Consider the following 14,366-nt stretch of genomic DNA (forward strand, 5'->3'; position numbering starts at 1 on the left):
TTAGAAGTTATTAATGATGCTTATAACTTCATTTTCTATCATTTCCAAGTAATTTCCTTCCCTATACTCTACTGTTTTCCTCTTTATATCATCTTTAGTAAGACCAATTAAACTTCTTTTAAAGCTCTCTGGGAATTCTATAATCATTCCTCTTAATGAGTTATCTTTATTTATAAACATTGCTGTTGGAATTTTTGCCTCACCTGTCAATTCTCTTAAAAATTCTTCATTCCCCTGCCTTTTAAGTATTTTTACATCAATCCCCAATTTTGTACATAAAAATTGAATAAATGGGAATAATACTAAACAATCAGGACAGTAGTCCTCGGAAAATAGCAAAATATTAAAATCCCTATTAACCTCTAAAAGTGCTTCATTTAAATTTTTTAAGTTATTTACTCTACTAAAAAACTCCCTATGATTTTGGTATTTTTGTTCATCATAAAAGCTTAAATACTCCTCTACCAAAAAGCCCTTAATTTCATCAAACATAATTTCACCACCACACTTTTTAACAATATTATAAACCAAAAATCAACACTATAATAGGGGTTATAAATATGAATTATGAGTTTAAAGCAAGTTTTATCAGTAATGAAATAAACCTTTATAAAATTGCAAACCACTTTGGTATAAACAAAAAATTTAAATGGGAAGAACCCTTGATTTTAGATGACAGAAATCTAAAAGGAATCATACCTCATCCAAACAACAAATATGTATATATATTCCACTTTGGATGTATTGTTTCTGCAAATCTTGCCTTCCACGAACTTAGAGATGTAATTGAATATCTAAAACGTGTAGATACTACTCTTAAAAACAATACTCCTTTTAATTACATTGAAGATTTTAAACTAATACTCGATAATAGAGTAAAAGATGTAGAATTAAACTACGACTCAGTAAAAGTAAATTATTTTAAACCATATTATATGGAGATTATTGCAACTATACTTGCAAAATCCGTAGCACTAAAGAAAATTGAAGTAGATATTGATAACCTTCTTGATGAAATTGAAAACATAATAGAATATTTGGATCACGGAAAGCTACATCTTAGTGATAACCAACTTGCCAAGATGTCTTCAAAGGTACTTCGTTTTAAATACAACACCATATCATACATTATGCTTCTTGATAAACCTGATATTGCTTGGAAGCTTGAAGATGCTGAAGAGTTTTTTATGAACCTTTCAGAACTATTTGAGTTAAAGGATAGATATGAAAAAATCAGACACAAAACAGAGGTTCTGCTTGATATAACTGAAGTATTCACAAGCCTAACCCACGCTAAAAGAGGTACAAAACTTGAATGGATGGTTATTATACTCTTTATAGTTGAAATCGTGATGTCTATAATAGAGAAAATATTATAAAATGCCACCAAAAAAACTTGGTGGCATTTTATCTAAATATCAAATTTGTGACATTGTACCAATTAGAGCACCACAAGCAATCATTCCTAAAACTATTAATGCTAAAGCAACTATATTCATAACTACTCCTGCATTAGCCATACCCATTCCGCCAAGTTCCTGTGGATTTGCTTTAATTCTATTCTTTGCATTTATTCCAAGAATTAGACCAACAACAGCTGTTACTATTGCCAGCCAGCCCAGTATAGGGAAAAATAACATTACAAGAGATACTATGCCAAGTACCATTGATGCAATTGCAAGTCCATCATTCTTCATAATAAAATCCCCCTTTATTATAAATACACTACATTATATTAAAGGGGGATTTTTTTTATACAATATTTTTTATTAATAGATTATATAAATAGATTTACATTAGATTGCTCTGCTTCACCAAGGTATGCTGCAACTCCACCAATTTCTACACCATCTATTAGTTCTTCCTTCTTTATTCCCATAACATCCATTGACATTGCACAGGCAACAAGCTTTACTCCATTTGCCTTTGCTTGTTCTATTAGTTCCTCAAGGGATGAGATGTTCTTCTTCTTCATTATTCCACGAATCATCTTTGCACCAATTCCACCCATATTCATCTTAGATAGAGCAAGCTTTTTGCTTCCTCTTGGCATCATCTTAGCAAACATCTTTTCTATGAATGTCTTATTAACCTTAACTGCTGTATCCTTTCTTAAAATATTTAATCCCCAGAAGGTAAAGAACATTGTAACAGGTCTTCCCATTGCTGCTGCACCATTTGCTATTATGAAGGAAGCAATAGCCTTATCAAGGTCGCCACTAAATACAACCATTGTCTTACCTTGTGGTAGTTCTACATTTACAGGCTGTGCCTTGCTCTCTTCTTTTTTGCCCTTCATAACATAGGCAACATAGTCACAGCAAGTCTTTTCAACCCCAATTAGAGTGTTACCTGTTCTTTCACACCAAGCCTTTATATCTGTTGTAAATCCTGAATCAGTTACGTGTATTTCAAGAACGTCACCTTCATTAATTCTTTCTATTTCCTTTTTAACTCTCATTATTGGTCCTGGGCATTGAAGGCCACAGGCATCCACCTTTATTGTATTACCACTTGGCTTAACTTCCTTTTTTTCCTCCATAGGTTCAAATCTTGTCATCTCATCATTTAACTTTGGTCCTTCACCATATTTCATATTATATGCAAGAACCAAATCATACCCACCACTTAAGTTGTATACATCATAGCCCTTTTGAGCAAGTATTCTATATGCAACATATCCTCTTAAACCAATCTTACAGTAAACTATAATCTTTTTATCCTTTGGAATTTCATTTATTCTCTTTCTTAATTCATCTACTGGAATATTTACTGCACCTTCTAAATGTCCACCTTCATATTCAACGTCTGTTCTTACGTCAACTATGAAGTATTCATCTTTATTTATATCTTTTAGTTCATCAGCGTGTATAATCTTCATATCTCCCTTTAGTATATTTGCTGCTGTAAATCCAGCCATATTCACAGGATCCTTTGCTGATGAATAAGGTGGTGCATATGCAAGTTCAAGCTCCTCTAAATCATATACTGTCATTCCAGCTCTTATTGCTGTTGCAATAACATCTATTCTCTTATCTACGCCATCTCTACCTACAATTTGTGCACCAAGTATCTTACCATCCTCTGGTGAGAATAGTATTTTTATTGTCATAACAAAGGCTCCTGGATAGTATCCTGCGTGGGAACCTGAATGCGTATATGACTTAACATAAGGAATACCTTGTCTTTTTAATATCTTTTCATTGTTTCCTGTTGATGCTGCTGTTAAATCAAACACCTTTATAATTGATGTTCCTTGTGTTCCCTTATATACACTTTCTCTACCACAAATATTATCTGCTGCTATTCTACCCTGCTTGTTTGCTGGGCCTGCAAGTGGAATTAGTGTGTTTGCACCATTTATATAATCTTCAACTTCTATTGCATCTCCAACAGCATAAATATATGGATCTGATGTTCTCATATGTGCATCAACTTTAATTCCACCACGTTCTCCAATTTCAAGTCCTGCTTCCTTTGCCAGCTTAGTTTCTGGTCTTACCCCTATAGCCATTACAACCATATCAGCATTTAATTTCTTACCACTCTTTAAAGTAAGTTCTAATCCATTGTTCTTTTCAAACTTTTCAACGGCATCTCCTACTATTAATTTTACACCGTTGTCTATCATATGCTTTTCTATCATCTTTGCCATTTCAAAATCAAGTGGTCCCATAACTTGGTCGGCAGCCTCAACTAAAGTAACATCTACTCCAATGTGCTTTAGGTTTTCTGCCATTTCTATACCTACATATCCACCACCAATTACAACTGCCTTATTTGGCTTATTCTTTGTAACGTGTTCCTTTATTCTATCTACATCCTCCATATTTCTTAAAGTGTAGATTCCATCTAAATTTACACCTTCAATTGGTGGTACAAAGGGTGCTGCACCTGGTGAAAGAATTAGATAGTCATATTTTTCTCTGTAGGTCTTACCGTTTGAAACAACTTCAACTTCCTTTGTGTCTCTGAATATCTTTGTAACTTCACTATGTGTTCTAACATCAATATTAAATCTTTGTTCCATTCCCTCTTCTGTTTGAACAAGAAGGTTTTGTCTCTCCTTTATAGTCTCACCAATGTAATATGGAAGACCACAGTTTGCAAAGGAGATATATCCTCCTCTTTCAAACATTATAATTTCTATATTTTCGTCAAGTCTTCTAAGTCTTGCTGCTGCACTGGCACCGCCTGCAACTCCACCTACTATCAAAACTCTCTTTGACATATTATCCTCTCCTTAACTTTGTTATAAACTTCACTAAATTAATCACTATATTGCTATACTGTAATTTTATAATATTACAAGTTTCGTCAAATGTCAATATACCCTATAAGGGTAACAAAAATTTTATAATTATATTATTTGCAGTTTTTGAAAAAATAATTATAAGGAGGTGTTTTAGGATGACCAAAATTGCAGTTGACAGCAACCTCAAGGTCATAAAGGACGCCCTCGAAAAAAATGGTATTAATTTTACAGTAATACCAAATAAGAATGCAGGTCAAATAAAACCCTCTGACTTTGATATACTGATTATATCTGACGAAAATTAGTAAGGCGTGCCCTATGCACGCCTTATATGTTATAATTGATATTAGTTTATTGCGACAAATTTTGCGAGGTGATTTTATGCTAAAGGATGTAAAGGCAGTTATATTTGATATGGATGGAACAATAATAGATTCTATGTGGGTTTGGAAGGAAGTTGATGTTGAGTTTTTAAAAAGGAGAAATATTGAGCTTCCTGAGGACCTTCAAAGAGCAATTGAGGGACTTAGCTTTACAGAAACTGCTGTCTATTTTAAAGAAAGATTTAATTTAAAGGAAAGTATAGAAGAAATAATGAATGAGTGGATGGAGATGGTAGACCACTATTATAGGAACATAATTCAAGCTAAAAAGGGAGTACATAAATTTCTTAAATATCTCAAGGAAAATGGTTATCTAATTGGTATGGCAACCAGCAACAATCGTCAGCTTATTGAGGCTGTTTTATCAAGAAATGATATACTTCAATATTTTGATGAGATAGTTACAACCTGTGAAGTCCCAAGGGATAAATCCTTCCCTGATGTATTTTTAGAAACAGCAAAGCGATTAAATGTTGCTCCTCAAGAGTGTATAGTTTTTGAGGATACAGTTCCCGCAGTTCGCGGTGCTCGTGCTGCAGGTATGAAGGTCGTAGGGGTGTATGATGAGAATGGAACTTGTACACCTGATGAACTTAAGGAGATAACAGACCATTTAATTGAAGATTTTGAGGACATAGTTGAGGAATTAAAAAGATAATCATTGTTGGTCTAAATTTTTTTATTAATTTAAGATTAATTAAAAATAAAATTAGAGGCTTAATTATCAATCAAGCCTCTAATTTATTTAAAAATGCTCTCCATTTTCGTAGTATCTCTTCTCTTTATATTTTACAAAAACAACATCTACAGTCTCTGCACCTGTTGCATCCTTTACCTTTTCTGTTATTTTCTTTGCAACCTTATCCTGAACTTCACTTCCTCTATCAAACCAAGCAACCTCTATAAATGGATACATCTTTACCTCTTCTCCATCGAATATAAAATCGGAATTTACAACCTCTAAAACAAAATAATCCCTTGGGCATCCTATAATCTCCTGAAGATTATCTACCAAATCTTTACTTATTGTCTTTACTGTCTCCTTTTCTACTCCCTTAAACCTTAAGTGTGGCATAATATCCCTCCTAAATGTGTATATATCTTTCAAGATATGGTGTTATATTAAATTTTTCTTTAATTGCCTTATATTCATTAATTGCCTTTATGTTTTTATCTGAAACCTTTACTGCTCTAATAAGTAGGTTCTTTGGTGTTTCAAGGGGTGAAATATACTCCACAACCGAAACCTTATATCCTTGAGTTTCAAGGAGTAATGCTCTTACACCATCTGTTAAAATATCTGAAAATCTTGCCCTAAACACACCGTGTTTTATAATTGAGTTAAACTCATCAAACCTATACTGTTCAAGAAGTTCTCTATGACAGCAGGGCACACACATTATGGCCCTTGCATTTACATTTACTGCAGTTCCAAGTGCCATATCCGTTGCAATATCACAGGCGTGAAGGCTAATTACTATATCAATTCTTCTATCTGGTATATATTCGTTTAAATCCATACATAAAAACTGCATATTTTTATAGTTTAGCCTTTTTGCAATTTCCTTTGATGCATTTATTACATTCTCTGACCTATCTATTCCTATAAAATAACAGTTCTTCTTTTTAACTTCCTTTATGTAGTAGTTTAATACAAAGGTTAGGTAGGACTTCCCACAGGCACAATCTAAAACGTTTATGGTATCTACATCACCAAGCTCTTCTATCATAGAATCAATAAGTTCAACAAAATGATCTATCTGGTTATATTTTCTAATCATATCATTCTTTACTTTTCCGTCTTTAGTAAGTATTCCGATCTCCTTTAGAAGATCATCTGCCTCTCCTACCCTTATTAAATAATTTCTATTTAATAGAGTAGATTTTGTAAATGCGTGCTCATCATTTTTCTCTTCTTTGCTGTCTACCTGTTTTGTTTTAACATTTTTATTATCTGCATTTAATATAAATTTTTTACCTCTTTCATTTATAACAAACTCAAGTTCATCATATTTTTGAGCTTGTTCTGCTATGTAGCTTGGTATATCGTCTATTCTAATATTTTCATCCTTGCCATTGAAGTTTACCTTTTGCTCTTCTATGTCTATAACTCCAAAATAATCCTTTGTACCTGATTTAAACCTAAATGTAACATCATTTATAAAGTCCTTGTTCTCCTTTAACCTTGATGTCATTCCCCAGAGCATAAACTTTATCTTGTCACATATTCCTTTGTTCATCTTTCTTCCTCCCTTTTGTTTTGCATCCTAATTATAGCAAAAAAAATAAAGGGAGAAAACTCCCCTTATACAGCCATATATTCAACATTTAGGCCTTCCTGTGCTACATTTTCACATTTTGCTCCAACAACAAATTTTATTGCGTTATTCTCAGCAAACTTTTTGGCATCAGCAAAGAAGCGTACAATATCATCGTTTGATATTATCGCATTAAGGTTGTCTATAAATATTGTTTCTATATCGTAATCTTCGGAAATCATACCGTAGAGGAAGCCTATGAAGCTTTCATAAGAGGAAATGGGGAAATCTGAAATATTTACAAGGCGGATTTTTGAACTTAATTGATACATACCTTCTGAAGAGTTGCTAACATAAACAACGTGACCCTTTGCATCCTGAACAAGTTCATTAGCCATTGAGATTAATTTTTTGGTCTTTCCGGCTCCTTTGTCACCGGTTAATACGTGAACCATTTTAATCACCCCATTTTTTTTATTTACCCTTTAATATAAGGATACTATATTCTGAAAATTTTTGCAATTGAAATAAGTCTTTTTTTAGCCTATTTTTATTCTTATCCAAGAAAAATTTTTTATACAATCAAACTTTTTTAAAGCTCAAAAAATAAGTTCCACTTAAATAAGTGGAACTTAAGAAACTAAATAAAAATTAACATCCTCCATACTTTTTTTAAGGCTATCTACAATGCTATCCTCTTCACACCCCTTTGGAGGTTCTCCTAAGATTATATGCCCAACTTCATATTCTTCAGCAAATTTAGTTATAGCACCGCATACATCATTTGACCTTAGAACAGTCATATCTGCTCCTACAGATTTTGATATACCATATAGATATTCTATCGCATCCGCCTGTTTGCTGTTGCCTAAAAAATTTTCATCCTCCCTTGCCACGTGAACAACGTGTAATTCTCCATCTATTTTATCCCTTAATTCCTTTCCCTTTTTAATTAATCTTTCACAAGTCCTTTGTTGTGTAACACATACCATTATATTTTTATCCTTTTTCACATTCATTCCCCTTTCTGGGTATATTATATCTAATAATATTATATAATATTTTCCCTAAACACATTACTATTTTAGCAAATTTTAAGGATTAATTCAAAATCAATCTGTAATTATAACCTTCGTTCCTACAGGAACTAACGGAAATAATCTTTCTATATCTTTGTTATACATCCTAACACACCCATTTGTTATTGCATAGCCTATTGAGGAAGGATTGTTGGTACCGTGTATTCCATATCCCTTGTAAAACCTCATCCACCTTGTCCCAAAGGCACCGCCAGGATTTAAAGCCTTATCAATTATCTTAAACTGTCCCTTTGGTGTTGGTGTTGATTTTTTACCTATTGCGATTTTAAATGAAAAAAACACCTTTTCATTTACAATTAGATACAATCTCCTCTGATTTAGTCTTATTAGAATATATTTGTTTTGAGAAGTTCTTGCTATGCTCTTCTTTATCGGGTTTAAAAACATTTCCATCCCCCCAAAAAGTGCCACCCACGTGAAATGTGACATTATCCATACTTTTCCTATTTTATTATATTATCCTGCTCTATTCCTGTTCCATTATTAACATAATTTTTTATATTTAAAAAAGCCTCCTACAAAATAGAAGGCTTTAAAATATTCCCTTTGCCCTTTCCTTAACAGCCCTAATTTTACAGTTTATATTAGGACAGACTTTGCAGGAATGGCGTCTTTTTACCTTTTCAAGTCTCTCATCCACACCGTGAACATAGGTTAGGGATTTTGGTGGATGAACTGCATAGCCCTTTACTGTGTATATGCTATGCCTTTTATCTATGTTAAGCCTATCGATTATATCCGCATGATATTCGATAGGTATTTCACCATCACCTGGAGCAACCCTGCAGGTTATACCAAACCCTAAATCATAAAAATAGTTAAATATATATTCATACATCTGGCTGTTATATTCAAATAGGAGTGTACTTGCCATTACATCCAGCATAACAGCATCTACAAATTTATTTTCACTAAACAAACTATCTATTCTATCTGTTATTCTTGAACCTAATGTTATAAGGCAGGGTGCTATTTTACTGCACTCTTTAAAGGACTCAAAATCATACTCCTTTGGTTTTTCTATAAACTTAAAAAATCCAATTGGTTCTATATTATCACAAAGTTCATCTATTAGTCTGTCATATATCACATCCCTGTCCTCTCCACTCGAAGGAAGGTATGCCTCTAAAACCTCAAGTACGTGCTTTTTATCTAAATTCATTTCAAAATTCTTAAATACCTCCATTTAATCACCCCCTTATTCTATTTATTATATTCAAAATGCAAAATAAAAAAATCCTCTTCTTAAAATTTATAGAGGATATAAAGCAACTTTATTTTAAATAGAACCACCCAGATGAGTGTGTTCCATTATATAGAAAATGTCACATTTCACCTGGGTGGCACTTTTTTACTTTATTCTAACAAGAACTGAGGCTATGTTGGTTGCTCCACTTCCTCCTATGTTTAGTGTTAAACCAGCCTTTGCGTTTTCTACTTGAAGACCTATAGCTTCACCTAAGAGCTGTTTTGCAATAAGAACGTGCATTGAAACTCCTGTTGCACCAACTGGATGTCCCTTTGCCTTCAATCCTCCTGATGGGTTAACAGGCAGTCTTCCTCCAACATAAACATCTCCATTTTTAATTGCCTCAAAGCCTCTTCCTTCTTCTGCAAGTCCCATAGCTTCGTAGATTAATAGTTCTGTTATTGTAAAGCAGTCGTGAACCTCCGCTACATTTATATCATTTATTGTCATATTTGCATCCCTTAAAGCCCTTTGAATTGCTGCCTGTGCAGCCTCAAGCTTGTAGTTTGGTCTCTTTCCCTCAACTATTGATAGATAGTCTGATGTGTGTGCAAGGGACTTTATTTCAACAACCTTGTCCTTGATAGCAAGTGCCCTTTCTGTTGTTGTTAAAACAACTGCAGCTGCACCATCTGAAACAAGTGAGCAGTCTGAAAGTTTTAATGGGTCTGCTATTAAAGGATTCTTCTCCTGTATTGTTCTTACATATTCTCTTTCATATTCAACGTGCATTTGAGCAAGTGGGTTTGCCATAGCATTTTTATGTGCCTTAACTGTGATGTAGGATAGCATATCCCAAAGTTCCTCTTTAGAGTATCCATACTTTGCCATATATCCCTTTGCATACTCTGCGTAAAGGCCTGGGAAGGAGTATCCCTTTCCACCTTCTTCTGGATAGTAGGATGCCATTGCTAAAACCTCTGTAACCCCTGCAGTTTTTAGAGATGTCATCTTTTCAACGCCAATAACAAGGGCATTTTTAATTCTTCCTGACTCTATTGCAAGCATTGCTTGTTCTATTGCTGTTGATCCTGATGCACAAGCATTTTCAACTCTTGTGCAGGGTTTAAATCTTAAATCAGGATGAATTTCAACAGCAAAAGGAGCAATGTGTTCCTGTTTATTAAATCCACCGCCACTATAATTTCCTACATATATTGCATCAATATCCTTAGGTTCAAGTCCTGAATCTTCAATTGTCCTTCTACCTGCTTCAACAAGAAGACTATAAATTGTTTCGTTTTCTAATTTCCCAACCTTTGAATGATAAAAACCAATCATTGATACTGCCATAATATACACCCCTTTGTTTAAAATTTATCAGTTTTTTTATAAAACTATCAGAGGACAGTTAAACTGTCCTCTTAATATCATATTAAGTAAATTATAGTACAATGCCTCCATCTACACTTAAAACAGCACCTGTTATAAAGCTTGACTCATCTGAAGCCAAGAAGGCATATGCATTTGCTATATCCTCTGGCATACCAAGTCTCTTAAGTGGAGCCTTATCCTTCATCATTTCAAGAACCTTCTCTGGCATCTTTTCTGTCATAGGAGTTAAAATAAATCCTGGAGCTACTGCATTTACTCTAATTCCCTTTTTACCAAGCTCCTTTGCCCAAGTCTTTGTCATTCCTATAACTCCCCATTTAGTTGCAGCATAGTTTGTTTGTCCATAGTTACCATATAGACCAACAACAGAAGTTGCATTAAGTATTACTCCACCTCCTTGGTCTACCATAACCTTTGCAACAGCTTGACCACAGTTAAATACACCCTTTAGGTTAATGTCAATTACTCTATCCCACTCTGCTTCAGTCATCTTAAGTAAAGTATTGTCTGCTGTTATACCTGCATTATTTACAAGGCAGTCTACCTTACCAAACTTTTCAACAGTTAATCTAACCATTTCATCAACCTCTGCCCTGTTTGTAACATCAACCTTAACTCCTATAACATTCTCGCTTATTGCCTTTAGCTCGTTTACTGCTGTATCAACTTGTTCCTGATTGATGTCACAAATTACTACACTTGCACCTTCCTTTAAAAACTTTTCGGCTGTTGCCTTACCTATTCCCCTTGCCGCTCCTGTAATAATTGCAACCTTTCCTTGTAATCTCATAAGTTTACCTCCTAACTAATAAATAACTTTTGTTACTTATTAGTTAGCAACTTTTATGCCAAAAGTTATAATACGAATAAGCAGTTATTATGTATTATTAAATTTATCCTAAATCTTACAATAGGCCCTTTAGGATGCTTGTTTGATTTTTAATAAAACATCATTCTAATATATAACCCAAATATTACGCCTAAAAATGTTAAATTTATAAAAGTAAACTTATATTTATATTTATATTATATATTCTGAAAATTCAAAATAAAAGAGTGCAAAAATTTTTTCTTAGTTTTATCAAATAAACTTATTACATCCGAATAATGTCTATACAGGTTATTATATAAAAACCCCATAAAGGATTTTGTTTTAAGCTAACTTGCCTAAAAATCCTTTTATGGGGTTTAAAATTAAACAAGTAATATTCCATTCAAATCATCTTGGGGGCATAACTGTTGCTATGCCGTCTATTACAACCTTACCCTCGTGATTTATACATTGGGTTCTTAGCTTTATTCTATTCTTTTCCTCTATCTTTTCTATAACTTCTGCCTCTGCCCTTACTGTATCCCCTATTCTAACTGGTGCTAAAAATTTAAGCTCTTGACCAAGGTATATTGTACCAGGCCCTGGAAGATACATTCCAAGTACAGTTGATATCAATCCTGAAACTAATATACCGTGGGCTATTCTTCCCTTAAACATTCCCTTTTCAGCTTCTAACTGGTCTATGTGTGCAGGGTTTAAATCCCCTGTTATTCCTGCAAATAGATATATATCTGTCTCTGATATTGTCTTTTCAAAGGATGCCCTATCTCCTATATTTATTTCATTTATAGTTTTGCCCTTCATAAGCTTACCCCCTTTTTTATATATAAAGGTCAACTGCCAAGATGGTCAGCTGCCTACATTACTTCACAGGATTGTCTATAGGCCTTAATTTCCTTAATAAGCTCTGGAACAACCTTATATAGGTCTCCAACTATCGCAAGGTCTGCAACTGCCATAATTGGTGCATCAGAATCCTTATTTATAGCAACTATATATTCACTCTCCTGCATTCCTGCAAGATGCTGAATTGCACCTGATATGCCGCAGGCAATGTATAGCTTTGGTCTTACTGTCTTTCCTGTCTGCCCAACTTGTCTATCCTTTTCAATCCATCCTGAATCAACAGCTGCCCTTGAGCCTGCAACTATTCCACCAAGGGTATCTGCAAGCTCCTTAAGTAATGTAAATCCTTCCTTGCTTCCTACTCCACGTCCACCTGATACTATAATGTCTGCCTCTGTTATGTCTATCTTCTCCTTCATTGATTTTACTATCTCTTCAATCTTAACCTTTATATCATCCTCTTTTATGTTAATATCAAACCTTTCAACTTCCCCTCTTCTTTCATAATCTGCACAGGGGACGCTAAATACTCCTGGTCTTACTGTAGACATTTGAGGTCTATGGTTTGGACACTCAATTGTTGCCATAATATTTCCACCGAAGGCTGGACGAGTCATAAGGAGATTCTTTATTTCATCATCTACATCAAGGCCTGTACAGTCTGCTGTAAGACCTGTCTTAAGCCTTGCGGCAACCCTTGGGCCAAGGTCTCGTCCTATGTAGGTTGCACCTATGAATATTATCTCTGGATTCATCTTTTTTGCAACTTCGCAAATTGCCTTTGTGTAGGCATCTGTTGTATAGTGTTTTAGGTGAATGTTATCTATTAATATAACCCTATCTGCACCGTGGTGTATTAGAGTATCTGTGAGTTTGTCTACTTCATATCCAAGAAGAAGTGCCACAACTTCTCCATCAAGTTTATCTGCAATCTCCCTTGCCTTACCTAAAAGCTCAAGGCTAACCTTTTGAAGATTTCCATCCCTTTGTTCAGCAATAACAAAAACACCCTTTTTCATACTATCGCCTCCTTATATAAGGTGCATTGCCTTTAGTTTTTCAGTAATAATGTTTGCTGCCTCGTGAGGTGGTAAATCAAACTTTTCACCCTGAGCCTTAGGTCCCTTTGTGAAGGACTTTTTAACCTTAGTTGGTGAACCTATAAGACCAACCTCTTCCTTTTGTAATCCTAAATCAGATAAGCCCATAACCTTAATGTCCTTGCTGTAGCAGGTAAAGATGTCGTATATATTCATATATCTTGGATTGTTTAGCTCCTTTATACAGGTTAAAAGGCAGGGGAGCTTAACACGTAGTGTTTCATATCCATCCTCAAATGCACGTCTTACCCTAACTTCACCATCTAAAATTTCAACCTTTTCAACATATGTTACCTGTGGAAGGTTTAGATGCTCCGCAATTTCTGGTCCAACCTGTGCTGTATCTCCATCTATTGCCTGTCTTCCTGCAACTATTAAATCATATCCTAACTTTTCTGCTGCCTTAGCAAGAACAAGGGAGGTTGCCCAAGTATCTGCTCCTGCAAAGGCTCTATCTGTTAATAAAACTGCCTCATCAACACCCATAGATAGTGCCTCTCTTAGTGCCTTTTCTGCCTGAGGTGGCCCCATAGTAACGACAGTTACCTTAGCCCCAACCTCCTCCTTTATTCTTAATGCCTCCTCTATTGCATTCATATCATCTGGGTTTATAATGCTTGGCACTCCTTCACGGATTAGTGTTCCTGTCTTTGGATCTATTCTAACTTCGTTAGTATCTGGTACTTGCTTTGTGAAAACTAATATGTTCATACCCTCACCCCTCTACTTTAGAATGTTTGCTGAAATAACCATCTTTTGAACCTCTGAAGTTCCTTCGTATATCTCTGTTATCTTTGCATCCCTCATCATTCTTTCAACAGGGTAATCCTTTGTATATCCATATCCTCCAAATATCTGAACTGCCTTTGTTGTAACCTCCATTGCAGTCTCTGATGCATAAAGCTTTGCCATTGAGGCATCCATACTATAGTTTTGTCCTGTTTGTTTTTTCCAAGCTGCCTTATACACTAAATTCTTTGCAGCCTCAACCTTAGTTGCCATCTCTGC

General features: G+C 34.6%; 18 protein-coding genes. 3 read left to right on the plus strand and 15 right to left on the minus strand.

Features of this window, described 5'->3' with window-relative positions:
- The gene (locus tag BUB63_RS04010; protein WP_073248031.1) at positions 1–492 is read right to left on the minus strand and encodes a thioredoxin family protein; all 492 of its coding nucleotides are present in this window, start codon (positions 490–492) and stop codon (positions 1–3) included.
- A gap of 68 nt (positions 493–560) precedes the next feature.
- On the opposite strand from BUB63_RS04010, the gene BUB63_RS04015 reads away from it, so the two are divergent.
- A complete protein-coding gene (locus tag BUB63_RS04015; RefSeq protein ID WP_027309003.1) occupies positions 561–1,379 on the plus strand; it encodes an RMD1 family protein in 819 nt (272 codons plus the stop codon).
- A gap of 39 nt (positions 1,380–1,418) precedes the next feature.
- On the opposite strand, the gene BUB63_RS04020 is transcribed toward BUB63_RS04015, so the two are convergent.
- Together BUB63_RS04020 and BUB63_RS04025 are read right to left on the minus strand one after the other, a co-directional pair.
- A complete protein-coding gene (locus BUB63_RS04020) occupies positions 1,419–1,697 on the minus strand; it encodes a DUF4190 domain-containing protein (protein WP_084106497.1) in 279 nt (92 codons plus the stop codon).
- An 80-nt stretch (positions 1,698–1,777) separates the two neighbouring features.
- Positions 1,778–4,231 carry an FAD-dependent oxidoreductase gene (locus BUB63_RS04025; RefSeq protein ID WP_073248033.1) on the minus strand — a complete coding sequence of 818 codons (2,454 nt, stop codon included), beginning with the start codon at positions 4,229–4,231 and terminating at the stop codon, positions 1,778–1,780.
- A gap of 179 nt (positions 4,232–4,410) precedes the next feature.
- On the opposite strand from BUB63_RS04025, the gene BUB63_RS13580 reads away from it, so the two are divergent.
- Both BUB63_RS13580 and BUB63_RS04030 read left to right on the plus strand, forming a co-directional pair.
- The gene (locus tag BUB63_RS13580) at positions 4,411–4,560 is read left to right on the plus strand and encodes a hypothetical protein (RefSeq protein WP_159431453.1); all 150 of its coding nucleotides are present in this window, start codon (positions 4,411–4,413) and stop codon (positions 4,558–4,560) included.
- Between the two features lie 76 nt (positions 4,561–4,636).
- On the plus strand, positions 4,637–5,296 hold the full coding sequence (locus BUB63_RS04030) for an HAD family hydrolase (RefSeq protein WP_073248034.1): 660 nt from the start codon (positions 4,637–4,639) through the stop codon (positions 5,294–5,296).
- An 87-nt stretch (positions 5,297–5,383) separates the two neighbouring features.
- Here the strand turns inward: BUB63_RS04030 and BUB63_RS04035 are convergent, their stop codons facing one another.
- The 12 genes from BUB63_RS04035 to BUB63_RS04090 form a co-directional block, all read right to left on the minus strand.
- Positions 5,384–5,713, minus strand: a complete 330-nt coding sequence (locus BUB63_RS04035; protein ID WP_073248035.1) for a DUF1904 domain-containing protein — start codon at positions 5,711–5,713, stop codon at positions 5,384–5,386.
- A 10-nt stretch (positions 5,714–5,723) separates the two neighbouring features.
- A complete protein-coding gene (locus BUB63_RS04040; protein ID WP_073248036.1) occupies positions 5,724–6,878 on the minus strand; it encodes a class I SAM-dependent methyltransferase in 1,155 nt (384 codons plus the stop codon).
- A 65-nt stretch (positions 6,879–6,943) separates the two neighbouring features.
- On the minus strand, positions 6,944–7,351 hold the full coding sequence (locus BUB63_RS04045) for a hypothetical protein (protein WP_051350675.1): 408 nt from the start codon (positions 7,349–7,351) through the stop codon (positions 6,944–6,946).
- 177 nt (positions 7,352–7,528) lie between these two features.
- Positions 7,529–7,909: an adenine nucleotide alpha hydrolase family protein gene (locus BUB63_RS04050; protein ID WP_027308997.1), complete on the minus strand. Its 381-nt coding sequence runs from the start codon at positions 7,907–7,909 to the stop codon at positions 7,529–7,531.
- Positions 7,910–8,008: 99 nt separating this feature from the next.
- Entirely contained in the window at positions 8,009–8,389 is a 381-nt protein-coding gene (locus BUB63_RS04055) for a L,D-transpeptidase (RefSeq protein WP_027308996.1), read from the minus strand.
- A 139-nt stretch (positions 8,390–8,528) separates the two neighbouring features.
- Positions 8,529–9,182, minus strand: a complete 654-nt coding sequence (locus BUB63_RS04060) for a hypothetical protein (protein ID WP_073248037.1) — start codon at positions 9,180–9,182, stop codon at positions 8,529–8,531.
- Between the two features lie 165 nt (positions 9,183–9,347).
- Positions 9,348–10,538 carry a thiolase domain-containing protein gene (locus BUB63_RS04065; RefSeq protein ID WP_073248038.1) on the minus strand — a complete coding sequence of 397 codons (1,191 nt, stop codon included), beginning with the start codon at positions 10,536–10,538 and terminating at the stop codon, positions 9,348–9,350.
- A gap of 91 nt (positions 10,539–10,629) precedes the next feature.
- Positions 10,630–11,370 (minus strand): 3-oxoacyl-[acyl-carrier-protein] reductase, encoded by a 741-nt coding sequence (gene fabG / locus BUB63_RS04070; protein WP_073248039.1) that lies wholly within the window; start codon positions 11,368–11,370, stop codon positions 10,630–10,632.
- Positions 11,371–11,799: 429 nt separating this feature from the next.
- Complete coding sequence (locus BUB63_RS04075) at positions 11,800–12,216, minus strand: MaoC family dehydratase (RefSeq protein WP_073248040.1); 417 nt, start codon at positions 12,214–12,216, stop codon at positions 11,800–11,802.
- A gap of 53 nt (positions 12,217–12,269) precedes the next feature.
- On the minus strand, positions 12,270–13,277 hold the full coding sequence (locus tag BUB63_RS04080) for an electron transfer flavoprotein subunit alpha/FixB family protein (protein WP_073248041.1): 1,008 nt from the start codon (positions 13,275–13,277) through the stop codon (positions 12,270–12,272).
- Positions 13,278–13,289: 12 nt separating this feature from the next.
- On the minus strand, positions 13,290–14,069 hold the full coding sequence (locus tag BUB63_RS04085; protein WP_073248042.1) for an electron transfer flavoprotein subunit beta/FixA family protein: 780 nt from the start codon (positions 14,067–14,069) through the stop codon (positions 13,290–13,292).
- A gap of 12 nt (positions 14,070–14,081) precedes the next feature.
- Positions 14,082–14,366, minus strand: a 285-nt coding sequence (locus BUB63_RS04090; protein WP_278298291.1) for an acyl-CoA dehydrogenase family protein, incomplete at its 5' end; no start/stop codon positions are given.

It is taken from the genome of Caloramator proteoclasticus DSM 10124 (assembly GCF_900129265.1).
GTDB lineage: Bacteria > Bacillota > Clostridia > Clostridiales > Caloramatoraceae > Thermobrachium > Thermobrachium proteoclasticum.

Coding starts and splice junctions, on each gene's coding strand:
- BUB63_RS04060 (WP_073248037.1), bottom strand. CDS start 9,182: ATGGAGGTATTTAAGAATTTTGAAATGAATTTAGATAAAAAGCACGTA.
- fabG (WP_073248039.1), bottom strand. CDS start 11,370: ATGAGATTACAAGGAAAGGTTGCAATTATTACAGGAGCGGCAAGGGGA.
- BUB63_RS04085 (WP_073248042.1), bottom strand. CDS start 14,069: ATGAACATATTAGTTTTCACAAAGCAAGTACCAGATACTAACGAAGTT.
- BUB63_RS04040 (WP_073248036.1), bottom strand. CDS start 6,878: ATGAACAAAGGAATATGTGACAAGATAAAGTTTATGCTCTGGGGAATG.
- BUB63_RS04010 (WP_073248031.1), bottom strand. CDS start 492: ATGTTTGATGAAATTAAGGGCTTTTTGGTAGAGGAGTATTTAAGCTTT.
- BUB63_RS04015 (WP_027309003.1), top strand. CDS start 561: ATGAATTATGAGTTTAAAGCAAGTTTTATCAGTAATGAAATAAACCTT.
- BUB63_RS04080 (WP_073248041.1), bottom strand. CDS start 13,277: ATGAAAAAGGGTGTTTTTGTTATTGCTGAACAAAGGGATGGAAATCTT.
- BUB63_RS04030 (WP_073248034.1), top strand. CDS start 4,637: ATGCTAAAGGATGTAAAGGCAGTTATATTTGATATGGATGGAACAATA.
- BUB63_RS04045 (WP_051350675.1), bottom strand. CDS start 7,351: ATGGTTCACGTATTAACCGGTGACAAAGGAGCCGGAAAGACCAAAAAA.
- BUB63_RS04035 (WP_073248035.1), bottom strand. CDS start 5,713: ATGCCACACTTAAGGTTTAAGGGAGTAGAAAAGGAGACAGTAAAGACA.
- BUB63_RS04020 (WP_084106497.1), bottom strand. CDS start 1,697: ATGAAGAATGATGGACTTGCAATTGCATCAATGGTACTTGGCATAGTA.
- BUB63_RS04075 (WP_073248040.1), bottom strand. CDS start 12,216: ATGAAGGGCAAAACTATAAATGAAATAAATATAGGAGATAGGGCATCC.
- BUB63_RS04025 (WP_073248033.1), bottom strand. CDS start 4,231: ATGTCAAAGAGAGTTTTGATAGTAGGTGGAGTTGCAGGCGGTGCCAGT.
- BUB63_RS04055 (WP_027308996.1), bottom strand. CDS start 8,389: ATGGAAATGTTTTTAAACCCGATAAAGAAGAGCATAGCAAGAACTTCT.
- BUB63_RS04065 (WP_073248038.1), bottom strand. CDS start 10,538: ATGGCAGTATCAATGATTGGTTTTTATCATTCAAAGGTTGGGAAATTA.
- BUB63_RS13580 (WP_159431453.1), top strand. CDS start 4,411: ATGACCAAAATTGCAGTTGACAGCAACCTCAAGGTCATAAAGGACGCC.